Here is a 23,152-nt window from a genome sequence, read left to right on the forward strand (position 1 = left end):
CCCCCGGGGGACCAATGAGACCGTTCCACCGCTCCGCCCTGGCGCGCGCCGGGGCCGTGGCCCTGATCGTGGCCGGCGGCCTGGCCGCCGTGGCCGCCCCGGCCCACGCCGACGACCAGGCAGAGCTCGCCCTCGTCCCGCTCAGCTACGACCTGGCCAAGGGCGTCAAGGAGGCCAAGGCCAAGCCGATGAAGTTCCAGGTGGCCAATTCGAGCGCGGTCGACGCGAAGAGTGTCACGGTCAAGGTCGAGACGGCGGGGCTGAAGCCGAAGAAGGTCGGTTTCGTCGTGCCGGAGGGCTGCGACCTGACCGGTACCGCCTTCACCTGCGTCCTCGGCGACCTGCGCGGCGGGACCACCGAGGACTTCGGCATCCCGCTCTTCTCCAAGGGCGGCAAGGGCGCTGCCGGAACGTTGACGGTCGAGGTCATCGCCGCCAACGCGACCGGTGACAAGGTCGAGCACGACCTCACCGTGACGAAGCCCGGCTACGACCTGACCTCCTGGGTGCAGGACGTGCAGGCGAACGTCGTGGTGAACGGCGCGGTCCAGGACGAGCCGAATCTGAAGCCGGTGCCGCGCGGCGAGACGGTGCCGCTGGACTGGGCCGTCTACAACGACGGCAGCCGCAAGGCGACGGGCATCTCGTACGTCCTGACCGTGCCGGCGGGTGTGAGCTTCGTGCAGAAGCCGGAGGGCTGCCTCGAACAGCAGGTCGTCGGCAAGGCCCAGCTGCTCTGCGAGGACACCGGTGCGGTGCTCAAGCCGGGCGAGTACTACACCGCGGACGTCCGGGTGAAGGTCGGCGAGGACGTCACCGAGCCGGTGCTCAAGGAGGGTGAGCTCTTCGCGCAGGGGCTGGACGCGGCCGAGGGCCCGGCGGCGGAGCAGCCGCGGCTCGCCACCGCGCAGCAGCGCAGGACCTTCACCGAGGTGGACCTCGGCGACAACCAGGCCATCTTCGAGGCGTTCGTGGAGCTGCCGGGGCAGCCCACCCCGACCCCGACCCCGACGCCCACGGTCACGCCGACCGGGACCCCCACGCCGGGCGCCACCGCGACCCCGTCGCCGGGCGGTGGCGGTGGCGGTGACGGCGGTCTGCCGGTGACCGGTGTGCAGGTCAGCCTGATCGGCGGCATCGGCGGGGCGATCCTGCTGGCCGGTGGCGCGCTGCTCTTCGCGGCGCGGCGGCGCCGGGTCGTGCTGGTGGCGCCGGGCGACGAGAAGTCGACCGACTGACGCGTACCACTGAAAGGGGCGGGGTGGCGCAGGCCACCCCGCCCCTTCGTGTACGCCGAACCCACCGGCCGCCGGGCCGAGGGTGGCTGGCAGAGTGGAGGGGTGAGCACCCCACACGGCCGGCGCGCCAGCCTGGACAAGCAGCCGCACGAGGTCGCCGCGATGTTCGACGGCGTGGCGGCGCGCTACGACCTGACGAACACGGTCCTCTCCTTCGGGCAGGACCGGCCCTGGCGGCGGGCCACCCGGGCCGCGCTCGGGCTGCGCCCCGGCGAGCGGGTGCTCGACGTGGGCGCCGGCACGGGGGTCTCCACCGAGGAGCTGGCCCAGTCCGGGGCGTACGCGGTCGGTGCTGATCTCTCGCTCGGCATGCTCTACGCCGGCAAGCGCAGCCGGCCCAGCGTGCCGCTGCTGGCCGGGGACGCGCTGCGGCTGCCGTTCGCCGACGGGAGCTTCGACGCGGTGACCATCTCCTTCGCGCTGCGCAACGTCACCGACCCTGATGCCGCGCTGCGTGAGCTGGCCCGGGTCACCCGGCCGGGCGGTCGGCTGGTGGTCTGTGAGTTCAGCACCCCGGTCAACCCGGCGTTCCGCACCGTCTACCTCTCCTACCTGATGCGCTCGCTGCCGGCGGTGGCGCGCACGGTCTCCAGCAACCCCGACGCGTACGTCTACCTGGCCGAGTCGATCCGGGCCTGGCCGGATCAGGCGGCGCTCGCCGCGAAGGTCGGTGCGGCGGGTTGGCAGAAGGTGGCCTGGCGCAATCTGACCGGCGGCATCGTCGCCCTGCACCGGGCGGTCCGCGAGTAACTCGCCGCGTCGCACGCCTCGGCAGATTTTCGTGAACATCCGTTTTTAGTCCACTTTGCGCCGTAAGCTCGCCCCCATGACGGGACCAGAGCCGGCGGACCGGGTGCAGGCCACCGACGACGACGCGGCCGAACTCATCGCGCAGCTGCGGGAGTTGGCCGGCGCCGATCCGGCGGACGTCCGTCAGGTGGTGGCCGAGGTCCTCGCCGCGCTCGACCGCGCCGCGGGCGGCGCGCTGCGCGACCACCTCCCCGAAACGATCCGTGTCGACGCGGGCCTCGACGCCCCCAGCCGCGCCTAGGTCCGGTGGCCGGATCGCCGCCGGGTGCGCGCCCCGGTTCGACGGGATTCACGTCGAGCCGCCCTGACACCGAGCGCGCTCGATGCGCTCCCAGGTGTCACATCCGCAACTTAGGCACCCCTGGTCAAGCGCGGATGAGACGTCGGTCATAGACTCCCAGCGGTTGGCTTGTGAAGCATTTCACGAGCAGGCGGGAGGAGGCGCGGATGTCCGCGGTGGAGCATGACGCCGACGTGATCGTCGTGGGCGCCGGTCCCGGTGGCTCGGCCACGGCGTACCACCTGGCCCAGCACGGGGTGCGGGTGTTGCTGCTGGAGAAGACCGAGTTTCCCCGGGAGAAGGTCTGCGGCGACGGGTTGACCCCGCGCGCTGTGCGCCAGCTGCTCAGGATGGGCGTCGACACGTCGCCTGAGGCGGGTTGGCTGCACAACCGGGGCCTGCGGGTGATCGGCGGCGGCATCCGGCTGGAGCTGGACTGGCCCGATCTCGCGAGCTTCCCCAACTACGGCCTGGTCCGCACCCGGATGGACTTCGACCAGCTGCTCGCCGAGCGGGCCATCGCCGCCGGCGCCACGCTGCGCACGGGCACCAACGTCATCGGCCCGGTGCTCGACGCCGACGACCGCGTGATCGGCGTGCAGGCCGAGGTGGGCCCGGAGAAGGCCCCCGCCACCTTCCACGCCCCGCTCGTGGTCGCGGCCGACGGCGTCTCCGGCCGCTTCCCGCTCGCGCTCGGGCTGGCCAAGCGCGAGGACCGGCCGATCGGGGTGGCCGTGCGGCGCTACTACCGCTCGCCGGCCAAGCACGACGACGACTACCTGGAGTCCTGGCTCGAACTGCGGAGCAAGGAGAGCGGGGAGAACCTGCTGCCCGGCTACGGCTGGATCTTCGGCCTCGGCGACGGCCGGGTGAACGTGGGCCTCGGCGTGCTCAACTCGTCCTCCGCGTTCGGGAAGACCAACTACCGTCGCCTGCTCACCGACTGGCTGGCGAACACCCCGGAGGACTGGGGGATGACCGACGAGGCCAATGCGGACGGTCCGATCCTCGGCGCCGCGCTGCCGATGGGCTTCAACCGCGTGCCGCACTACACCCGTGGGGTGCTGCTGGTCGGTGACTCCGGCGGCATGGTCAACCCGTTCAACGGCGAGGGCATCGCGTACGCCATGGAGTCCGGCGAACTCGCCGCGGAGGTCGTCGTGCAGGCGCTGGCCCGGCCGGCCGGCGTCGAACGCGAGCGGGCGTTGCAGGCGTACCCGGCCGAGCTGAAGGCGCGCTTCGGCGGCTACTACCGGCTCGGTGGCGTCTTCGTGAAGCTCATCGGTCGCCCCGAGATCATGCGGCTGGCGACGAAGCACGGCATGCCGCATCCGACGCTGATGCGCTTCGTACTCAAGCTGCTGGCCAACCTGACCGACCCGCGCGGCGGGGACGCGATGGACCGGGTCATCAATGCGATGACGAAGGTGGCCCCAGCGGTGTGACATCGACGGCCGGTGACCTGCGAAGGGACCGGACGGGATGGACGGACCCGCCCCCCGGCGGCGAAGGCTTCGGGGGACGTGAATAGTGTGATTCTCGTCAACGAGGGCAGGGAAGGACGAGCAGGAGAAGAAGATGTCGCTCTCGCCTTACGCACCCATCATCGGGCTGTTCGCCCTCGCCGCGGCGTTCGCGCTGTTCTCCGTGGCCGCCGCCCGCTTCGCCGGCCCCCGGCGTTACAACAAGGCCAAACTCGAGGCGTACGAGTGCGGCATCGAGCCCAGTCCGCAGCCGGTGGGCGGCGGGCGTTTCCCGATCAAGTTCTACCTGACGGCGATGCTCTTCATCGTCTTCGACATCGAGATCATCTTCCTCTACCCCTGGGCGGTCTCGTTCGACGCCCTGCCGATCTTCGGCTTCGTGGAGATGGTCCTGTTCATCGTCGCGGTCTTCGTCGCGTACGCCTACGTGTGGCGGCGCGGCGGCCTGGACTGGGACTGAGGAAGGAACGTCAGATGGGCATCGAGGAGAAGCTCCCCGCCGGCATCCTGCTGACCTCGGTGGAGAAGCTCGTCAACTGGTCCCGCAAGTCGTCCGTCTGGGGCGCCACGTTCGGCCTCGCCTGCTGCGCCATCGAGATGATGGCGGCCGGCGGCCCGCACTACGACATGGGCCGCTGGGGCATGGAGGTCTTCCGCGCCTCGCCCCGCCAGGCGGACCTGATGATCGTGGCCGGTCGGGTCAGTCAGAAGATGGCCCCGGTGCTGCGCCAGATCTACGACCAGATGGCGGAGCCGCGCTGGGTGCTCTCCATGGGCGTCTGCGCCAGCAGCGGCGGCATGTTCAACAACTACGCGATCGTGCAGGGCGTCGACCACGTGGTGCCGGTGGACATGTACCTTCCCGGCTGCCCGCCTCGGCCGGAGATGCTCATCGACGCGATCCTCAAGCTCCGCGAGAAGATCATGCACGAGCCGCTGGGTCCGAACGGCCGCCGGATGCTCGAGGCGCGCAAGGAGCGCGGCGACGTCCCGGTCGTCCCCTACGGCTCGATGCCGTCGTCGTACCGCAGCGACAAGACCCGCCGTGCCGAGTGGACGAAGGCCGTCCGTGAGGGCCGCGAGGAGCAGCTGCGGATCGAGAACTGGATGCAGACCCAGAACCATCTTCAGCAGTACGGGGGCATGAAGAAGTGACCTCACCTCACGACAAGCCGAACGGCGGCGGTGTGCCCGTGCCGGTGACCCCCGCCGGGGCCACCAGCGGCGCCCCCGCCGAGCACCCGCCGTCCAGCCCGGCCGGGCGCGGCATGTTCGGCAACCAGGGCTCCGGCGACGTCTCCGGCTTCGGCGGCCTGGTCCGCCCGCGCCAGCCGATCACGGGCGCGTCGCGGCCGTTCGGGAGCTACTTCGACGAGGTCCACGACGCGCTGGAGGAGGCGTACCCGGGCTTCGCCGACGCGATCGAGAAGGTCGTGGTCGACCGGGGCGAGCTGACCCTGCACGTCCGCCCCGAGCGGATCGCCGAGGTCTGCCAGGTGATGCGCGACGACCTGGCGCTCCGCTTCGAGCTCTGCTCCTCGGTGTCGGGCGTGGACTACCTCGGCGCGGACGAGCGCCGGCTGCACGTGGTCTACCAGCTCACCTCGATGACGTACCGCCGCCGGGTCCGGCTGGAGGCCGCCGTACCCGCCGAGAACCCGCACCTGCCCAGCGTCACCGCGACCTACCCGACGGCGGACTGGCAGGAGCGCGAGGCCTACGACATGTTCGGGATCGTCTTCGACGGTCACCCCAACCTGACCCGGATCCTCATGCCGGACGACTGGGAGGGGCACCCGCAGCGCAAGGACTACCCGCTCGGCGGTGTGCCGGTCGAGTACAAGGGCGCCGAGATTCCACCGCCGGACAAGCGGAGGTCGTACCAGTGACGGGCGCCGAGATTCGCAGTACCGCCAGCGGCCCGGACAAGTGGAGGTCGTACCAGTGACCACTTCCAACTACGCGACCGAGCGGGAGACCACCGAGGGCAAGGTCTTCACCGTCACCGGTGGAGACTGGGACTCGGTAGTCTCCGGCACCGACCCGATCAACGACGAGCGGATCGTCGTCAACATGGGTCCGCAGCACCCGTCCACGCACGGCGTGCTGCGGCTGGTCCTGGAGCTGGAGGGCGAGACGGTCCGGGAGGCCCGTTCCGTCATCGGCTACCTGCACACCGGGATCGAGAAGAACCTCGAGTACCGCACGTGGGTCCAGGGCAGCACCTTCGTGACCCGGATGGACTACCTCGCGCCGCTGTTCAACGAGACGGCGTACTCGCTCGCGGTGGAGAAGCTGCTCGGCATCACCGACGACATCACCGAGCGGGCCAACACCATCCGCGTGCTCATGATGGAGCTCAACCGGATCTCCTCGCACCTGGTCTGGCTGGCCACCACGGGCATGGAGCTCGGCGCCATCTCGATCATGCTGTACGGCTTCCGCGAGCGGGAGTACATCCTCGAGATCTTCGAGCTCATCACCGGCCTGCGGATGAACCACGCGTACGTCCGCCCCGGCGGCGTGGCGCAGGACGTGCCGGACGACGCGATCATCAAGATCCGCGAGCTTCTCGCACTGCTGCCCAAGCGGCTCAAGGAGTACGAGGACCTCCTCTCCGGCCAGCCGATCTGGACCGAGCGTACGAAGAACGTGGCGGTGCTCGACGTGACCGCCTGCCTGGCGCTCGGCGTGACCGGCCCGGTGCTGCGCTCCGCCGGTCTCGCCTGGGACCTGCGCAAGACCATGCCGTACTGCGGCTACGAGACGTACGAGTTCGACGTCCCGACGCACACCGGCGGCGACGTGTGGGGCCGCTACCAGGTGCGCCTCGCCGAGATCCGCGAGTCGATGAAGATCGTCGAGCAGGCGGTGGACCGGCTGGCCAAGCCGGGACCGGTGATGGTCGCCGACCGGAAGATCGCCTGGCCGGCCCAGCTGGCCATCGGCGTCGACGGGATGGGCAACTCGCTCGAGCACGTCGCGAAGATCATGGGTCAGTCGATGGAGTCGCTGATCCACCACTTCAAGCTGGTCACCGAGGGCTTCCGCGTCCCGCCCGGCCAGGTGTACGTGGGCATCGAGTCACCCCGCGGCGAGCTGGGCGTGCACGCGGTCTCCGACGGTGGGACCCGGCCCTACCGGGTGCACTACCGGGAGCCGAGCTTCGTCAACCTCCAGGCGCTCCCGGCGATGGCCGAGGGCGGCCTGATCGCCGACGTGATCGCCGGTGGCGCCTCGCTGGACCCGGTAATGGGAGGTTGTGACCGGTGAGCGCGAGGAGTGAGCTTGCGAGCCCCAGCCGCCCGCGCGAGGAGCGAGCGGAGCGAGCCCCGCAGTCGCGGGCAGAGGATCACGCAGTCGCGAACGAAGGGCGGCGCTGATGACTGTCTTCACCGAACAGACCCGCGAGCGGGCGAGGGAGATCGTCTCCCGCTATCCGGCTGACCGGTCCCGCTCGGCGCTGCTGCCGCTGCTGCATCTGGTGCAGGCCGAGGAGGGTTACGTCTCCCCGGCCGGCGTGGAGTTCTGCGCCGAGGTGCTGGGCCTCAACAAGGCCCAGGTCGGCGCGGTGGCCACCTTCTACACGATGTACAAGCGCAAGCCGACCGGTGACTACCTGGTCAGCGTCTGCACCAACACGATGTGCAACGTGCTCGGCGGCCAGGACGTCTACGACACCCTCGCCGAGCACCTCGGCGTCGGGCACGACGAGACCACCGCCGACGGGAAGATCACCCTGGAGCACGCCGAGTGCCTGGCGGCCTGCGACTACGGCCCGGTCATGACGGTCAACTACGACTTCTTCGACAACGTCGACCCGCGGGGCGCGGTCGGTGTGGTGGACGAGCTGCGGGCCGGCGGCCGGCCGATGCCGACGCGGGGCGCCCGGCTCTGCACGCTCAAGGAGATGGCCGTCCAGCTCGCCGGGTTCGCCGACGAGCGGGAGGGCGCGGTCGCCGACGGCGGCCCGGGCGAGTCGAGCCTGCGCGGGCTCCGCCTCGCCCAGCAGCACGGCATCTCGGCTCCGGGCTTCGACCCGAACACGCCGATCCGGAGCAAGGCCGAAGCCGACCGGGTCGCCGCGGAGGCGAAGGCCAAGGCGGAGGCGGCGGAGAAGGCCAAGGCCGACGCGGCCGCGAAGTCGGCCCCCGACGCCCCGGTCAAGGGCGGCGACGGCGCCTCGGCCCCCACCGGGGTCGAGCCGGCGCAGCCGGAGCGGGCGACCGGCAGCACCACGCCGGACGTGAAAGCGCCGGACGACAAGTCGCCGCAGGTGCGTACCGCCGAGACGCGGCAGCCCGACGCGGCCACGGCCGTGCCGGACGCGCCCGGCACCAAGGTGCCCGCCGACTCGGTGCCGCCGGCACCGCGTGACGCGCAGGAGGCGGAGGTTGCCGGGGTGGCGGCCAACCCGCCGGCCAGTGACGGCAAGCCCGCCGGCGACGACGCCGGGGCGCAGGAGCGCAATCTCAAGGAAGCGGAGGCCGGGGCCGGCGGGAACGGCGCGGACCCGGCGGTCGCGAGCGAAACGGGGGTCCAGAAGTGACCACTCCTCGGCCGGAGACGCTGGCCAAGCTCACCCCGGTCCTGACCAAGCGCTGGCTCTCGCCGGACGCCTGGCGGATCGGCACCTACGAGAAGCTGGACGGCTACGCGGCGCTGCGCAAGGCGCTCAAGTCCCACCCGGACGACCTGATCCAGTTGGTCAAGGACTCCGGGCTGCGGGGTCGCGGCGGGGCCGGGTTCCCCACGGGTCTCAAGTGGGGCTTCATCCCGCAGGGGGACGGCAAGCCGCACTACCTCGTGGTCAACGCCGACGAGGGTGAGCCGGGCACCTGCAAGGACCTGCCGTTGATGACGCACGATCCGCACTCGCTGGTCGAGGGCGTCATCATCGCCTCGTACGCGATCCGGGCCAACCGCGCGTACATCTACATCCGGGGTGAGGCGGTGCACGCCGCCCGGCGACTGCGCAACGCGGTGCGGGAGGCACAGGCCAAGGGCTACCTCGGCCGGAACATCCTCGGCTCCGGATTCGACCTGGAGTTGGTGGTGCACTCGGGCGCCGGGGCGTACATCTGCGGTGAGGAGACCGCGTTGCTGGACTCGCTGGAGGGCTTCCGCGGCCAGCCTCGGCTCCGCCCGCCGTTCCCGGCGACCCACGGCCTGTACGCGAGCCCGACCGTCGTCAACAACGTCGGCACCATCGCGAGCGTGCCCTACATCGTGCTGGGCGGTGCCGCCTGGTGGAAGACGATGGGCACGGAGAAGTCCGCCGGCCCGATGATCTACTCGCTCTCCGGCCGGGTCGCCAACCCGGGCCAGTTCGAGTGCTCGTTGGGCGTCACGCTGCGGGAGCTGCTCGAACTCGCCGGCGGGATGCAGCCCGGCCACAATCTGAGGTTCTGGACCCCGGGCGGGTCCTCGACCCCGCTGCTCACCGCCGAGCACCTGGACGTGCCGCTGGACTTCGAGTCGGTGGCGGCGGCGGGCTCGATCCTCGGCACCACGGCCACCCAGATCTTCTCGGACCAGGACTGCCCGGTCTACGCGACGTACCGGTGGCTGGAGTTCTACCACCACGAGTCGTGCGGCAAGTGCACCCCGTGCCGGGAGGGCAACTACTGGATGGTCCGGGTGTACCGGCGGATCCTCTCCGGCCAGGGCACCCACGAGGACCTGGACACCCTGCTCGACACCTGCGACAACATCCTCGGCCGGTCGTTCTGCGGCCTGGGTGACGGCGCGACCAGCTCGGTGACCTCCTCGCTGCAGTACTTCAAGCAGGACTACCTCGACTACATCGAGGGGCGCACCGCGCCGAAGCTGTCCGACAAGCAGCTAGTGGGAGCCCACTGATGCGAGCGCGAGGAGCGAGCGGAGCGAGCCCCGCAGTCGCGAGTGAAAGGCCGGCACATGACTGACGTCGTCAAGGCCCCGGAAACCGTCACGCTCACCATCGACGGCGTCGAGGTCACCGCTCCGAAGGGAGCGCTGCTGATCCGGGTCGCCGAGCAGATGGGCACCGAGATCCCCCGGTTCTGCGACCACCCGCTGCTGGCCCCGGCCGGCGCGTGCCGGCAGTGCCTGGTGGAGGTGGAGGGGCAGCGCAAGCCGGTCGCCTCCTGCACCCAGACCGTCGCCGACGGCATGGTGGTCCGCACCCAGCTCAGCTCCCCGGTCGCCAAGAAGGCGCAGGAGGGGGTCATGGAGCTGCTGCTGCTCAACCACCCGCTCGACTGCCCGATGTGCGACAAGGGCGGCGAGTGCCCCCTGCAGAACCAGGCGATGTCCACCGGGCGGAGCGACTCCCGGTTCCACGAGCACAAGCGGGAGTACCCGAAGCCGCTGCCGATCAGCAGCCAGGTGCTGCTCGACCGGGAGCGCTGCGTGCTCTGCCAGCGGTGCACCCGCTTCTCCGAGGAGATCGCCGGGGACAAGTTCATCGACCTGATGAACCGGTCCTCCGCCGAGGAGATCAACATCTACCGGGACGAGGCGTACGGCGAGGAGGGCGACGCCGGTGACGTCCCCTTCAACTCCTACTTCTCCGGCAACACCGTGCAGATCTGCCCGGTCGGCGCGCTGACCGGCGCCCAGTACCGGTTCCGGGCCCGCCCGTTCGACCTGGTCTCCAGCCCGAGCGTCTGCGAGCACTGCTCGGCCGGGTGCGCCCAGCGCACCGACTGGCGGCGGGGCAAGGTGCTGCGCCGGCTGGCCGGCGACGACCCGGCGGTGAACGAGGAGTGGAACTGCGACAAGGGCCGGTGGGGCTTCCAGTACACCCGGGCGCACGACCGGCTCAGCACGCCGCTGGTCCGCGACGCGCGTACCGGTGAGCTGCGCGAGGCGTCCTGGAGCGAGGCGCTCACCGTCGCCGCCGAGGGGCTGCGGGCCGCCCGGGACTCCGGGCAGGGCGCCGCGGTGCTCACCGGCGGCCGGTTGACCGTCGAGGACGCCTACGCGTACGCGAAGTTCGCCCGGGTCGCGCTCAACACCAACGACGTCGACTTCCGGGCCCGGCCGGTCTCCCGCGAGGAGGCCGACTTCCTGGCCAGCTCGGTCGCCGGGGTCACCGACGTGACCTACGCCGACGTGGAGAAGGCGCCGGCGGTGGTGCTGGTCGGCATCGAGCCGGAGGAGGAGTGCCCGATCCTCTTCCTGCGGCTGCGCAAGGCCCACACCAAGGGCGGCCTCCGGGTGTACGCGATCGCCCCGTTCGCCACCCGCGGCCTGGAGAAGCTCGGCGCCAAGCTGGCCCGGGTGGTGCCGGGCGAGGAGGCGAGCGTGCTCGCCGAGCACGCCACTGTCGCCGAGGCGCTGAGCGCCGAGGGCGCGATCCTGATCGTGGGTGAGCGGCTCGCCGAGGTGCCGGGCGGCCTCTCCGCCGCCGCGGACGTCGCCCGGCGTACGGGTGCCAAGCTGGCCTGGGTGCCGCGGCGCGCGGGTGACCGCGGCGCGGTCGACGCCGGCTGCCTGCCGAACCTGCTCCCCGGTGGTCGCCTGGTCACCGAGCCGGCGGCCCGTGCCGAGCTGGGTGAGGCGTGGGACATCGCGGCCGGGGTCATCCCGAGCCAGGCCGGTCGGGACACCGACGGCATCCTCACGGCGGCCGCGAACGGTCGGCTCGGCGCCCTGGTGGTCGCCGGGGTCGACCCGGCCGACCTGGCCGATCCGCGCCTCGCCGAGCAGGCCCTGGAGCAGGTGCCGTTCCTGGTGAGCCTGGAGCTGCGCGGCAGCGCGGTGACCCGCCGGGCCGACGTGGTCTTCCCGGTCGCCCCGGTGGACGAGAAGGCGGGCAGCTTCGTCGACTGGGAGGGGCGGCTGCGCACCTTCGAGGCGGTGCTGCAGACCGCCGCGATGACCGACGGCCGGGTGCTGGATGCGCTCGCCGCGCAGCTCGACGTGCGGCTCGGCACCGGAGACGTGCTCAGCATCCGCCGTGAGCTGGGCTCGCTGCCGCCCACCCGGACGGCCCGGCCGGCCGCCCCGTCGGTGGAGCCGGCGGCCGTGCCGCAGCCGGGCGCCGGCGAGGCGGTGCTCGCCACCTGGCACCAGTTGATCGACCTGGGCAGCCTCCTCGACGGCGACGAGCACCTCGTCGGCACCGCCCGCCCGCCGCTGGTGCGGCTGGGCAAGGGCACCGCCGAGGCGCTGGGGGTCGCGGACGGCGACGCGGTGACGGTCGGGACGGACCGGGGCGCGGTGACGCTGCCGGCCGCCATCACCGAGATGCCGGACGGGGTGGTCTGGGTGCCCACGAACTCGCCCGGCGCGACCGTCCGGCGCAGCCTCGGCGCGCTCTCCGGCCGGGTGGTCCGGATCTCCGTTCCGGCCCCGACGGCGGCCGTGCCGGCCGGCCGGTCGGCGGCGGACGAGGCCGGCGTCCCGGGCCCGCTGCTCAACTCCGGGGGTGCCCAGTGAGCGCGAGGAGCGCGCGAGTGAGCCCCGCAGTCGCGAACGAAAGGTGGGCACGATGAACGCGGTCTACCTGGCCCAGGACCCGACCCTGGCCGACTTCGGCCGGGATCCGTGGTGGCTGGTCCTCATCAAGATCGTCTTCGCCTTCGTCTTCGCGGTGCTGGCCACCCTGCTCGGCGTCTGGTTCGAGCGGCGCGTGGTCGGCTACATGCAGGTGCGGCCCGGCCCCAACCAGGTCGGCCCGCTCGGCCTGCTGCAGACCCTGGCCGACGGCCTGAAGATGGCCTTCAAGGAGGACATCCTCCCGCGCGCCGCCGACAAGGTCGTCTTCTTCTTCGCCCCGACGATCTCGGTGATCTGCGCGGTCACCGCGCTCTCGGTGGTGCCGTTCGGCCCGATGGTGAGCATCTTCGGCCACTGGACGCCGCTGCAGGTCACCGACGTCTCGGTGGCGGTGCTGGTGCTGCTGGCCTGCTCGTCCATGGGCATCTACGGCATCGTGCTCGGCGGCTGGGCCTCCGGATCCACCTACCCGCTGCTCGGCGGTCTGCGCTCCAGCGCCCAGATGATCTCGTACGAGGTCGCGATGGGGCTGAGCATCGTGGCGGTCTTCATGACGGCCGGCACCATGAGCACCAGCGGGATCGTCGCCGCGCAGGGGGACGCCACGCAGCTGACCCTGTTCGGCACCGACATCCCCGCGCCGGGCTGGTACGCGATCCTGCTGCTGCCGAGCTTCGTCATCTTCTTCATCGCCACCGTCGGCGAGACCAACCGCGCGCCGTTCGACCTGCCCGAGGCGGAGTCCGAGCTGGTGGCGGGCTTCATGACCGAGTACAGCTCGCTGAAGTTCGCGCTCTTCATGCTCTCCGAGTACGTCTCGATGGTGACCATGTCCGCGGTCACCACGACGCTCTTCCTCGGCGGCTGGCGGGCACCCTGGCCGATCACGCTCTGGGAGGGCGCCAACTCCGGTTGGTGGCCGATGCTCTGGTTCTTCGGCAAGGTCATCGCGCTGGTCTTCGTCTTCGTCTGGCTCCGCGGCACGCTGCCCCGGCTGCGCTACGACCAGTTCATGCGCTTCGGCTGGAAGGTGCTGCTGCCGATCAACCTGGTCTGGATCCTGGTCCTCAGCGGCCTGCGGTCGATCGAGGACTGGGACACCCGGGGCAAGCTGATCGCGGTCGGCATTCCGGCCGGCGTACTGCTGCTCGTCACGCTGCTCTGGCCCGGCCGGAAGCCACGGCCGAAGGTGAGCGTCCAGGAGCAGGTCAACAACCGTCCGCACGGCAGCTTCCCGCTGCCGCCGCTGGACCTTCAGATCCCACCGAGCCCGCGCACCAGGCGCGTGGTCGCCGAGCGGGAGCCGGCGAACGTCACCGCCGGCTCGGAGTCAGGGGAGGTGTGACGTGGGCGCGATCACCGGAACGTTCAAGGGCTTCGGGGTCACCTTCTCGCACATGTTCAGGAAGGTGGTCACCACCGACTACCCGTTCAAGCCGCCGGTCTCGGCGCCGCGCTACCACGGGCGGCACATTCTGAACCGGCACCCGGACGGGTTGGAGAAGTGCATCGGGTGCGAGCTGTGCGCCTGGGCCTGCCCGGCCGACGCGATCTACGTGGAGGGTGGCGACAACACCGAGGAGCAGCGCTTCTCCCCGGGTGAGCGGTACGCCAGCATCTACCAGATCAACTACGCGCGGTGCATCTTCTGCGGACTCTGCATCGAGGCCTGCCCGACCCGCTCGTTGACCATGAGCAACGAGTACGAGCTGGCCCGGGACAGCCGGCAGGATCTGATCTTCACGAAGGAGCAGCTGCTCGCGCCGCTGCTGCCGGGCATGGAGCAGCCGCCGCACGCGATGCGGCTCGGCGAGAGCGAGAAGGACTACTACGTCGGCAGCCTGACCAACCCGGGCACCTCGGCCGGCGCGGAGCGCGCCGCCAACAGCCCGGGCCGGTACCAGGTGGAGGAGCACCCCGGGGTGACCTTCCCTGGCGCGGAGCAGCACGCCCAGCGGGCCGCCGCGGGCAAGGGGGACAAGGCATGACCACGCAGACGGTGCTCGCCGCCGCGGGCGGGGTGTCCGGCGGCGAGCAGGTCACCTTCTGGATCCTCGCCCCGCTCGCGCTGATCGGCGCGATCGGGATGGTGGCCGCCCGCAACGCGGTGCACTCCGCGCTCTGGCTGGTGCTGACCATGCTCTGCCTGGGCGTCTTCTACGTGCTCCAGGCCGGGCCGTTCATCGGCATGGTGCAGATCATCGTCTACACCGGCGCGATCATGATGCTCTTCCTCTTCGTGCTGATGCTGGTCGGGCGGGACGCGTCCGACTCGCTGATCGAGACGCTGCGCGGGCAGCGGGCCGCGGCGATCCTGCTCGGCCTGGGCTTCGCCGGGCTGGTCGGCGGCGGCGTCTACCGGGCGATGGAGGGCACCACGGCGGCCGGCCTGACGCAGGCCAACGCCGAGGGGAACGTCCAGGGCATCGCCCGGCTGCTCTTCACCAAGTACGTCTTCGCCTTCGAGCTGACCTCGGCGCTGCTGATCACGGCGGCCGTCGGCGCGATGGTGCTGGCGCACGTCGAGCGGCGCAAGCAGGACAAGATGGACCAGATCGCCACCATGAAGGCGCGCTTCCGGCCCGGCAACTACCCCGGCCCGAAGCCCGGCCCGGGCGTCTTCGCCACCAGCAGCTCGGTCGCCACGCCGGCCCGGTTGCCGGACGGCCGGCTCAGCGAGCGGAGCACGCCGGACATCCTGCCGGTCCGTGAGCTGACCGCCCAGGAGACTTCGCTGAAGGGCACCGAAAAGTGACTCCCGACTACTACCTCGTGCTCGCGGCGATCCTCTTCACCATCGGCGCGTCCGGGGTGCTCATCCGCCGCAACGCGATCGTGTTGTTCATGTGCGTCGAGCTGATGCTCAACGCGGCGAACCTGACGCTGGTCACCTTCAGCCGGATCAACGGTGACCTCAACGGCCAGATCATGGCGTTCTTCGTGATGGTGGTGGCTGCGGCCGAGGTCGTGGTCGGCCTCGCGATCATCATGGCGATCTTCCGAACCCGGCGCTCGGCGAGCGTCGACGACGCCAACCTGCTCAAGTACTAGAGGGGCCTGCGGTGGGAGAGATACTGACGAACGCCCCGGCGGAGCCGGCGGGGGCCGTCACGTACGCGACGGCGGACGGCCTGCTCACCAGCGTCTGGCTGCTGGTGGCGATCCCGCTGGTCAGCGCGGCGGTCCTGCTGCTGCTCGGCCGGCGCGCCGACCGCTGGGGGCACTGGCTCGGGGTGAGCGCGATCGGTGTGTCGTTCGTGCTCGGCCTCGCGTCGTTCTTCCAGCTGCGCGGCCTGGAGAACAAGTCCGTCGAGCTGAGCCTCTGGGACTTCATCACGGTCGGCGACCTCCGGGTGGACTTCGGTCTGCTCTTCGACCCGCTCTCCGCGCTCTTCGTCCTGCTGATCACCGGGGTGGGTTTCCTGATCCACCTCTACGCGGTCGAGTACATGTCGCACGACGGGGGCCGGCGGCGGTTCTTCGGCTACTTCAACCTGTTCGTCGCCGCCATGCTGCTGCTGGTGCTCGGCAACAACTACGTGATGCTCTACGTCGGCTGGGAGGGCGTCGGTCTGGCGTCGTACCTGCTGATCTCCTTCTGGCAGGATCGGCCGAGCGCGGCCACCGCCGGCAAGAAGGCGTTCCTGATGAACCGGGTCGGTGACGCCGGTCTGGCCATCGCGATCTTCATCATGTTCGCCACCCTCGGCACCACCCAGTACGACGAGGTCTTCTCGAACGTCGGCGCGCTGACCGGCGGCACCGTGCTCGTGCTCGGCCTGCTGCTCCTGCTCGGCGCGGCCGGCAAGTCCGGCCAGTTCCCGCTCCAGGCGTGGCTGCCGGACGCGATGGAGGGCCCGACCCCGGTGTCGGCGCTCATCCACGCGGCCACCATGGTCACCGCGGGCGTCTACCTGATCGCCCGCTCCAACCCGGTCTTCTCGGCGAACACGACGCTCCAGCTCGTGGTGGTGAGCGTCGGCGCGCTGACCCTGCTGATGGGCTGCATCATCGGCGCGGCCAAGGACGACATCAAGCGGGTGCTCGCCTGGTCGACGGTGAGCCAGATCGGCTACATGTTCCTCGGCGTCGGCCTCGGCGGTGGGGCGTACGCGCTGGCCATCATCCACCTGCTGGCGCACGGCTTCTTCAAGGCCAACATGTTCCTCGGCGCCGGTTCGGTCATGCACGGGATGAAGGACCAGGTGGACATCCGCCGCTTCGGCGGGCTCGCCAAGCACATGAGGATCACCTGGATCACGTTCATGATGGGCTGGCTGGCCATCATCGGCATCCCGCCGCTGTCGGGCTACTTCTCGAAGGAGCCGATCATCGCGGCCGCGTTCGGTCGGGAGGACTGGACGGCCTGGCTCTTCGGTGGGGCCGCGCTGCTCGGCGCGGGGCTGACCGCGTTCTACATGACCCGGCTCTTCGTGCTCACCTTCCACGGGCCCAAGCGCTGGACCGAGGAGATCGAGCACCCGCACGAGTCGCCGAAGCTGATGACCGTCCCGCTGATCCTGCTGGCGATCGGCTCGATCGGGGCGGGCTTCCTGCTCTCCACCTCGGTGCCGGACTGGCTGACCGCGACCGCGGGCCTCGGCGGGGAGCACGCGGAGCACCATCCGGTCCTGTCGCACGCCGTGATCACCGCCCTCTCGCTGCTGGTGACCGTGCTCGGCGCCGGGCTGGCCTGGTTCCTCTTCCGGCGCGGTACGGCCACCGCACCGCAGCCGGCCGGGGTGCTGGTCACCGCCGCCCGCCGCAACCTCTACACGGACGCCTTCAACGAGACGGTCTTCGAGAAGCCGGGCATCTTCCTCACCCGGGCGCTGGTCTTCCTGGACAACCGGGGCGTGGACGGGCTGGTCAACGGCCTCGCCGCCGCGGTCGGCGGTGGTTCCGGCCGGCTCCGGCGGCTGCAGACCGGCTTCGTCCGGTCGTACGCGACCTCGATCCTGACCGGCGCGCTGCTCGTGGTGGCGGCGTTCCTGGCCGTACAGGCGGGGTGGCTGGCGTGATCGACCTCTTCCCGGCCGCCCCCGCCGGCGGACCACGCAGTGACGACGGAGGTAAGGCCGCATAATGTCCAACTTCCCGTTCCTCTCGGTGCTGACCGTGGCGCCACTGGTGGGTGCCCTCGTGGTCGCCCTGCTGCCACGCCGGCGGCCGGACCTGGCCAAGCAGGTGGCGTTCGGCTGGTCGCTGCTGGTGCTGGTGCTCTCGGTGCTGATGTGGATCGCCTTCCAGGTCGACGGTGACCGCTTCCAGTTCCGCGAGTCGTACCCGTGGATCCCGAACTGGGGCGTCCACTTCACCTTCGCCGCCGACGGCATCGCGCTGGTCATGCTGATGCTGATCGCGGTGCTGGTGCCGCTGGTGATCCTCGCGTCCTGGCACGACGCTGAGTCGTCGAAGCGCTCGGTGCCCACCTACTTCGCGCTGCTGCTCGTCCTCGAGTGCACGATGATCGGCGTCTTCGCCGCCGCCGACGTCTTCCTCTTCTACGTGTTCTTCGAGGTCATGCTGGTGCCGATGTACTTCCTCATCGGCAGCTACGGCGGCCACCAGCGGCAGTACGCGGCGGTGAAGTTCTTCCTCTACTCGCTGGTCGGCGGCCTCTTCATGCTCGCCGCGGTGATCGGCCTCTGGGTGGTCGGCGGCAAGACCTTCGACTGGCAGGCGCTGTCGCAGGTGGACATCTCCACCGGCACCGAGCGCTGGCTCTTCCTCGGCTTCTTCGTCGCGTTCGCGATCAAGGCGCCGTTCTTCCCGTTCCACACCTGGCTTCCGGACGCCGGTGGCGCAGCGCCGGCCGGCGCGGCGGCGCTGCTGGTCGGCGTGCTCGACAAGGTCGGCACCTTCGGCATCCTGCGGTACTGCCTGCCGCTCTTCCCCGACGCGGCCAAGTGGTTCGCGCCGTGGGCGCTCGCGTTGGCGCTGATCGGCATCATCTACGCCGCGCTCCTCGCGGTCGGGCAGAACGACCTGAAGCGGTTGGTGTCGTACACCTCGATCGCGCACTTCGGCTTCATCGGCGTGGGCATCTTCGCCTTCACCACCCAGGCCGGCACCGGCGCGGTGCTCTACATGGTCAACCACGGCCTCGCCACCGGCCTGCTCTTCCTGGTGGTGGGCATGCTGATCGCGCGCCGGGGCTCGTCGCTGATCAGCGACTTCGGTGGGGCCGGCAAGCTGGTCCCGGTGCTCGCCGGGGTGCTCTTCTTCGCCGGTCTGGCGTCGCTGGCGCTGCCCGGCACCGCGCCCTTCGTCTCCGAGTTCCTGGTGCTGGTCGGCTCGTTCACGGTGAACAAGCCGGTCGCGGTGATCGCCACCCTCGGCATCATCCTGGCGGCGGCATACGTGCTGTGGATGGTGCAGCGCACCACGCAGGGCACGCTCAACCCGGCACTGACCCAGATCGACGGGATGCGGCGTGACCTCAACCTGCGCGAGAAGGTGGTGATCGCGCCACTGATCGCGCTGATCGTGGTGCTGGGCTTCTACCCGAAGCCGGTCACCGACGTGATCAACCCCGCCGTCCAGGCGACCATGGACGACATCGGCAAGACCGACCCCGCCCCGTCGGTGGTCACCACCGTCCAGGAGGCCGGCCGGTGAGCGGGAAGGCTGAACGAGCGATCGTGAGCGAGCCCAGGCACGGGCGCGAGGCGCGGGCAGTGCGAGCCCCGCAGGCGCGAGCAGACGGCGACCCAGTCGCGAACGGAAGGTTGGCCCGGTGAGTGAACTGAAGCTGCCGTCGATCGACTACGCGGCGCTCGCCCCGATCCTGATCATGTTGGGGGCCGCGCTGCTCGGTGTCCTGGTCGAGGCGTTCGTGCCCCGGCACAGGCGGCACCTGGTGCAGCTGTCGCTGGCCCTGCTCGCGGTGCTCGCCGCGCTGACCATGGTGGTGCTCAACAGCGACGACCGGCTGATCACGGCCGGCTCGGCGATCGCCGTGGACGGGCCGGCGCTCTTCCTCCAGGGCGGGATCCTGGTGCTCGCCGCGATGGCGCTGCTGCTCATCGGTGAGCGGGTGGTGGAGCGCGGCGGCGCCTTCGTGGCGCACGCGGCGGTCACCGCCGAGTCGCCCGAGGACCGGCGGCAGGCCGAGGGCGCCGACGGCGCCACCGAGGTGTACCCGCTCGTCACGTTCGCCATCGGCGGCATGCTGATCTTCGTGGCGGCGAACGACCTGCTCACCATGTTCATCGCCCTCGAGGTCTTCTCGCTGCCGCTCTACCTGCTCTGCGCGCTGGCCCGACGCCGCCGGCTGCTCAGCCAGGAAGCGGCGCTGAAGTACTTCATGCTCGGCGCGTACGCCTCGGCGTTCTTCCTCTTCGGCGTCGCGCTGATCTACGGCTTCACCTCCGGCATCCCGGGCCGGTCGGCCGGGGTCGACTTCGCCACCATCAACGCGGCGGTGAACGAGTCGCCGGCCAGCCGGGTGCTGCTCTTCGCCGGAATGGCGCTGCTCGCCATCGGGCTGCTCTTCAAGGCGGCCGCGGCGCCGTTCCACGTCTGGACGCCGGACGTCTACCAGGGCGCGCCGACCCCGGTCACCGGGTTCATGGCCGCCTGCACCAAGGTCGCCGCCTTCGGTGCCCTGCTCCGGGTCTTCCAGGTGGCGTTCGCCAGCGCCAGCTGGGACTTCGCCCCGGTTCTCGGCGTCGTGGCGGTGCTGACCATGCTGGTCGGCGCGGTGCTCGCCGTGACCCAGACCGACATCAAGCGGCTGCTCGCGTACTCCTCCATCGCCAACGCCGGCTACCTGCTGGTGGGCGTGCTCGCGCCGTCGAAGGACGGGCTCTCCGGCACGATGTTCTACCTCGTCGCGTACGGCTTCTCGGTGCTCGCCGCGTTCGCCGTGGTGACCCTGGTTCGCGACGGCGACGGGGAGGCCACCCACCTGTCCCGCTGGGCCGGGCTGGGACGACGCTCACCGTTCTTCGCGAGCGTGTTCACGTTCATCCTGCTCGCCTTCGCCGGCATCCCGTTGACGAGCGGCTTCACCAGCAAGTTCGCGATCTTCGGGCCGGCGCTGGCCGAGGGGCGGGCCTGGCTGGTGATCGCCGGTGTGCTGACCAGCATGGTGCTGGCGTTCCCGTACCTGCGGGTCGTGGTGATGATGTGGCTCTCCGAGCCCGGCGAGTCCACCCCGACGGTCGCGGTGCCGGGTGGGCTCACCGCGGCGGCGCTGATGATCGGCGTGGTGGCCACTCTGGTCCTCGGTGTCGCCCCGGCGCCGCTGCTCGACCTGGCCACCGGAGCCGCCGAATTCGTCAGATGACGAAAAGCTCCACCCGAAGGCCGGTACGCCACGACGTACCGGCCTTCGTGCATCCGTGCCCACCGCTGGACGGGCCTGGTCGCTGCTCCTCGGCGCATGCATCCCCGGCCCGGGGCTGGTCGAACGCGTGTGGCATGGTTGAACCGTGGTGAAACCGGCTGGCGAGGGTACAGGTGCCACCGGCTCCGGCGTCCGCCGGAACCGGCGTGGCGCGGGTCAGTTCGGGGAACTCGGCCTCTACCTTGCCGATCCCCGCCTCGAGGAGTCCGTGCTGGCTGTGCTGGAGGCCGTCGAGACCGAGCTGCGGTCGACCGTCGCCAGCGCCGACCCGTTCGTCACGGAGGCCGCCCGGCATCTGGTCGAGGCCGGCGGCAAACGGTTCCGGCCGCTGCTGGTGGCGCTCGGGGCCCAGTTCGGTGACCCGGCCGCCGCGCCGGTCGTACCGGCGGCGGTGGTGATGGAACTCACCCACCTGGCGACGCTCTACCACGACGACGTGATGGACGAGGCGGCCGTGCGCCGGGGCGCGCAGAGCGCCAACTCCCGGTGGACCAACTCGGTGGCGATCCTGGTCGGCGACTACCTCTTCGCGCGGGCCGCCGACGTCGCCGCCGACCTGGGCACCGAGGCGGTACGCCTGCAGGCGCGCACCTTCTCGCAGTTGGTGCACGGGCAGATCGCCGAGACCGTCGGGCCCCGCCCCGGTGAGGACCCGGTGGCGCACTACCTCGAGGTGATCGCCGGGAAGACGGGTTCGCTGATCGCCACCTCGACCCGCTTCGGCGGCCTCTTCGGCGGTGCGTCCCCTGAGCACACCGAGGCGCTGGCCGGCTACGGCGAGACGATCGGCGTCGCCTTCCAGCTCTCCGACGACCTGCTCGACATCGCGTCCGAGTCGGTCCAGTCCGGCAAGACTCCCGGCACCGACCTGCGGGAGGGCGTACCGACCCTGCCGGTGCTCTACGCCCGCGCGGGGGACGACTCCGACGCCGCCTCCGTCCGGCTGCGGGAGATCCTCGGCGCCGGCGCGGTGACCGACGACGACCTGCACGCCGAGGCGCTCGGTCTGCTTCGGGAGAGCCCGGCGATGAAGCGGGCCCGGGAGACGGTACGCAGCTACGCGGAGGACGCCCGCGCGAAGCTCGCGCCCCTGCCCGAGAACCCGGCCCGCCGCGCTCTCGAATCCCTCTGCGACTTCGTAGCCGACCGCACCAGCTAACCCCCCCCCCGGTTCGTCACGGTGATCAAGAGATTTGCGTCAGGGATCGGGCCGACGATGACGCGATCCTCTTGATCAACGATTCTCGAGGCGGCCGGGTCAGGGGCGGGTCAGGAGGCGGCTGCCGGTGAGCATGAGGGCGGCGGCGACGAGCATCGACAGGGCGGCCGTGCCCCACATCGCGGGGTAGCCGAGCCGGGCGGCCATCGCACCGAGGCCGAGCGGACCGAGACAGCCGCCCGCGTACACCCCGGTCTGGGTGATCGAGGTGGCGGCGGCCGGGGCCTGCGGGTGCAGCCGGACCACCGCGAAGTTCAGCAGCCCGGGCCACGCCCAGCCGAGCCCGAAGCCGAGCACCACGCCCACCACCAGCGGCGCGACACCGCCCACCGCGAGCAGACCGAGCCCGCCCGCGCCCACCAGCAACATGGCCGCGATGACGGCGACGTGCCCCCCGGACCGGCGGTCGGCCAGCCACCCGGAGCCGATCCGAGCGACGACGCAGACCGCGCTGCCGAGCGTCAGCGTCAGCCCGGCCAGCGCCGGCGCCAGCCCGCGCCCGGCCGCGGAGTCGACCACGAAGGTGCCCAGCGCGTTCGCCGCGCCCGCGGCGAGCGTCGCGGCGACCCCGATGACCACGAGGGCCCCGGTGCCCCGACCGGCAGGGGTACGGCCCGCCCGCCGCGAACCGCGGCCCTCCCGCGCCGGTACGGCCAGCAACGTGGCCAGCGCGGCACCGCCGGCGGCGACGAACGCCCACCGCCAGCCGACGGTCAGTGCGATCGTCGGCACGGCCGCCCCGGCCAGCAGCGTGGAGACCGGGATGGCCGCCTGCTTGACCCCGAACGAGAGCCCCTGCCGGTGCGGCGGAACGTGCCGGGCGAGCGCGGCGTTGCTGGCGAGCTGACCGAGAGCGTTGGCGACACCACCGACCGCCATCAGGCCGAGCAGGACCGGGTACGAGCGGGCTAGCGTCGCCACGGCGAGCAGGCAGGCGGTCGAGAGCAGGATGCCGGCGCGAGCCACCACCGCCGGTCCGTACCGCTCGGCGAGGGCACCGGACGGCACCGACGCGAGCGCGCCCACCCCGAAGTAGACGGAGACCACGAGACCGAGCCCGGCCGGGGAGAAGCTCAGATCCTCGCCCAGCTGTACGGCGAGACCGCCGACCAGGAAGACCGGCAGGACGCAGGCGATGGTGACGACAATGGCACTCGCGCTGGCCCGGACGGGGCGGGTGGGGGCGGTGCCGGTGAGGGGGGAGGTGGCGATCTCGGTCAT

The 23,152-nt window shown here is 71.1% G+C and carries 20 protein-coding genes; 19 read left to right on the forward strand and 1 reads right to left on the reverse strand.

All coding sequences use genetic code 11. The features are described from left to right. Positions 1-14: 14 nt before the first annotated feature. The 19 genes from D7044_RS15040 (at position 15) to D7044_RS15130 (ending at position 21,871) form a co-directional block, all read left to right on the forward strand. Complete coding sequence (locus D7044_RS15040) at positions 15-1,238, forward strand: LPXTG cell wall anchor domain-containing protein (RefSeq protein ID WP_120689317.1); 1,224 nt, start codon at positions 15-17, stop codon at positions 1,236-1,238. A 102-nt stretch (positions 1,239-1,340) separates the two neighbouring features. Further along, the gene (locus tag D7044_RS15045) at positions 1,341-2,048 is read left to right on the forward strand and encodes a demethylmenaquinone methyltransferase (protein WP_120673724.1); all 708 of its coding nucleotides are present in this window, start codon (positions 1,341-1,343) and stop codon (positions 2,046-2,048) included. Positions 2,049-2,124: 76 nt separating this feature from the next. Next, the gene (locus D7044_RS15050; RefSeq protein ID WP_120673723.1) at positions 2,125-2,349 is read left to right on the forward strand and encodes a hypothetical protein; all 225 of its coding nucleotides are present in this window, start codon (positions 2,125-2,127) and stop codon (positions 2,347-2,349) included. 206 nt (positions 2,350-2,555) lie between these two features. Further along, positions 2,556-3,833 (forward strand): geranylgeranyl reductase family protein, encoded by a 1,278-nt coding sequence (locus tag D7044_RS15055; protein WP_120689318.1) that lies wholly within the window; start codon positions 2,556-2,558, stop codon positions 3,831-3,833. A 133-nt stretch (positions 3,834-3,966) separates the two neighbouring features. Then, positions 3,967-4,332 (forward strand): NADH-quinone oxidoreductase subunit A, encoded by a 366-nt coding sequence (locus D7044_RS15060; protein ID WP_076469129.1) that lies wholly within the window; start codon positions 3,967-3,969, stop codon positions 4,330-4,332. 14 nt (positions 4,333-4,346) lie between these two features. Beyond that, positions 4,347-5,027 (forward strand): NuoB/complex I 20 kDa subunit family protein, encoded by a 681-nt coding sequence (locus D7044_RS15065; protein WP_120673721.1) that lies wholly within the window; start codon positions 4,347-4,349, stop codon positions 5,025-5,027. After that, positions 5,024-5,761, forward strand: a complete 738-nt coding sequence (locus D7044_RS15070) for an NADH-quinone oxidoreductase subunit C (protein ID WP_120673720.1) — start codon at positions 5,024-5,026, stop codon at positions 5,759-5,761. Before D7044_RS15065 ends, D7044_RS15070 begins: the two co-directional genes overlap by 4 nt. Positions 5,762-5,816: 55 nt before the next feature. Next, positions 5,817-7,145 (forward strand): NADH-quinone oxidoreductase subunit D, encoded by a 1,329-nt coding sequence (locus tag D7044_RS15075; protein ID WP_120673719.1) that lies wholly within the window; start codon positions 5,817-5,819, stop codon positions 7,143-7,145. Between the two features lie 109 nt (positions 7,146-7,254). Beyond that, entirely contained in the window at positions 7,255-8,421 is a 1,167-nt protein-coding gene (gene nuoE / locus D7044_RS15080; RefSeq protein ID WP_120673718.1) for an NADH-quinone oxidoreductase subunit NuoE, read from the forward strand. Continuing rightward, positions 8,418-9,734: an NADH-quinone oxidoreductase subunit NuoF gene (gene nuoF / locus D7044_RS15085; RefSeq protein ID WP_120673717.1), complete on the forward strand. Its 1,317-nt coding sequence runs from the start codon at positions 8,418-8,420 to the stop codon at positions 9,732-9,734. The genes nuoE and nuoF overlap by 4 nt, the downstream gene beginning before the upstream one ends. A 57-nt stretch (positions 9,735-9,791) precedes the next feature. After that, positions 9,792-12,299, forward strand: a complete 2,508-nt coding sequence (locus D7044_RS15090; RefSeq protein ID WP_120689319.1) for an NADH-quinone oxidoreductase subunit G — start codon at positions 9,792-9,794, stop codon at positions 12,297-12,299. A 52-nt stretch (positions 12,300-12,351) separates the two neighbouring features. Then, on the forward strand, positions 12,352-13,704 hold the full coding sequence (gene nuoH / locus D7044_RS15095; RefSeq protein ID WP_120673715.1) for an NADH-quinone oxidoreductase subunit NuoH: 1,353 nt from the start codon (positions 12,352-12,354) through the stop codon (positions 13,702-13,704). 1 nt (position 13,705) lies between these two features. Beyond that, the gene (nuoI, locus tag D7044_RS15100) at positions 13,706-14,347 is read left to right on the forward strand and encodes an NADH-quinone oxidoreductase subunit NuoI (protein WP_120673714.1); all 642 of its coding nucleotides are present in this window, start codon (positions 13,706-13,708) and stop codon (positions 14,345-14,347) included. Further along, positions 14,344-15,114, forward strand: a complete 771-nt coding sequence (locus tag D7044_RS15105; protein WP_120673713.1) for an NADH-quinone oxidoreductase subunit J — start codon at positions 14,344-14,346, stop codon at positions 15,112-15,114. The genes nuoI and D7044_RS15105 overlap by 4 nt, the downstream gene beginning before the upstream one ends. After that, entirely contained in the window at positions 15,111-15,410 is a 300-nt protein-coding gene (gene nuoK / locus D7044_RS15110; protein WP_120689320.1) for an NADH-quinone oxidoreductase subunit NuoK, read from the forward strand. The genes D7044_RS15105 and nuoK overlap by 4 nt, the downstream gene beginning before the upstream one ends. An 11-nt stretch (positions 15,411-15,421) precedes the next feature. Next, positions 15,422-17,380 (forward strand): NADH-quinone oxidoreductase subunit L, encoded by a 1,959-nt coding sequence (nuoL, locus tag D7044_RS15115; protein WP_120689321.1) that lies wholly within the window; start codon positions 15,422-15,424, stop codon positions 17,378-17,380. A 64-nt stretch (positions 17,381-17,444) separates the two neighbouring features. Further along, positions 17,445-18,980, forward strand: coding sequence for an NADH-quinone oxidoreductase subunit M (locus tag D7044_RS15120; RefSeq protein WP_120673711.1), 1,536 nt, complete (start codon positions 17,445-17,447; stop codon positions 18,978-18,980). 118 nt (positions 18,981-19,098) lie between these two features. After that, positions 19,099-20,652 carry an NADH-quinone oxidoreductase subunit NuoN gene (nuoN, locus tag D7044_RS15125; RefSeq protein WP_120673710.1) on the forward strand — a complete coding sequence of 518 codons (1,554 nt, stop codon included), beginning with the start codon at positions 19,099-19,101 and terminating at the stop codon, positions 20,650-20,652. A gap of 145 nt (positions 20,653-20,797) precedes the next feature. After that, positions 20,798-21,871 carry a polyprenyl synthetase family protein gene (locus tag D7044_RS15130; RefSeq protein WP_120673709.1) on the forward strand — a complete coding sequence of 358 codons (1,074 nt, stop codon included), beginning with the start codon at positions 20,798-20,800 and terminating at the stop codon, positions 21,869-21,871. 99 nt (positions 21,872-21,970) lie between these two features. Here D7044_RS15130 and D7044_RS15135 read toward each other — a convergent pair whose 3' ends face one another. Further along, a complete protein-coding gene (locus D7044_RS15135; protein WP_120689322.1) occupies positions 21,971-23,152 on the reverse strand; it encodes an MFS transporter in 1,182 nt (393 codons plus the stop codon).

It is taken from the genome of Micromonospora musae, from assembly GCF_003626635.1.
Taxonomy (GTDB): domain Bacteria; phylum Actinomycetota; class Actinomycetes; order Mycobacteriales; family Micromonosporaceae; genus Micromonospora; species Micromonospora musae.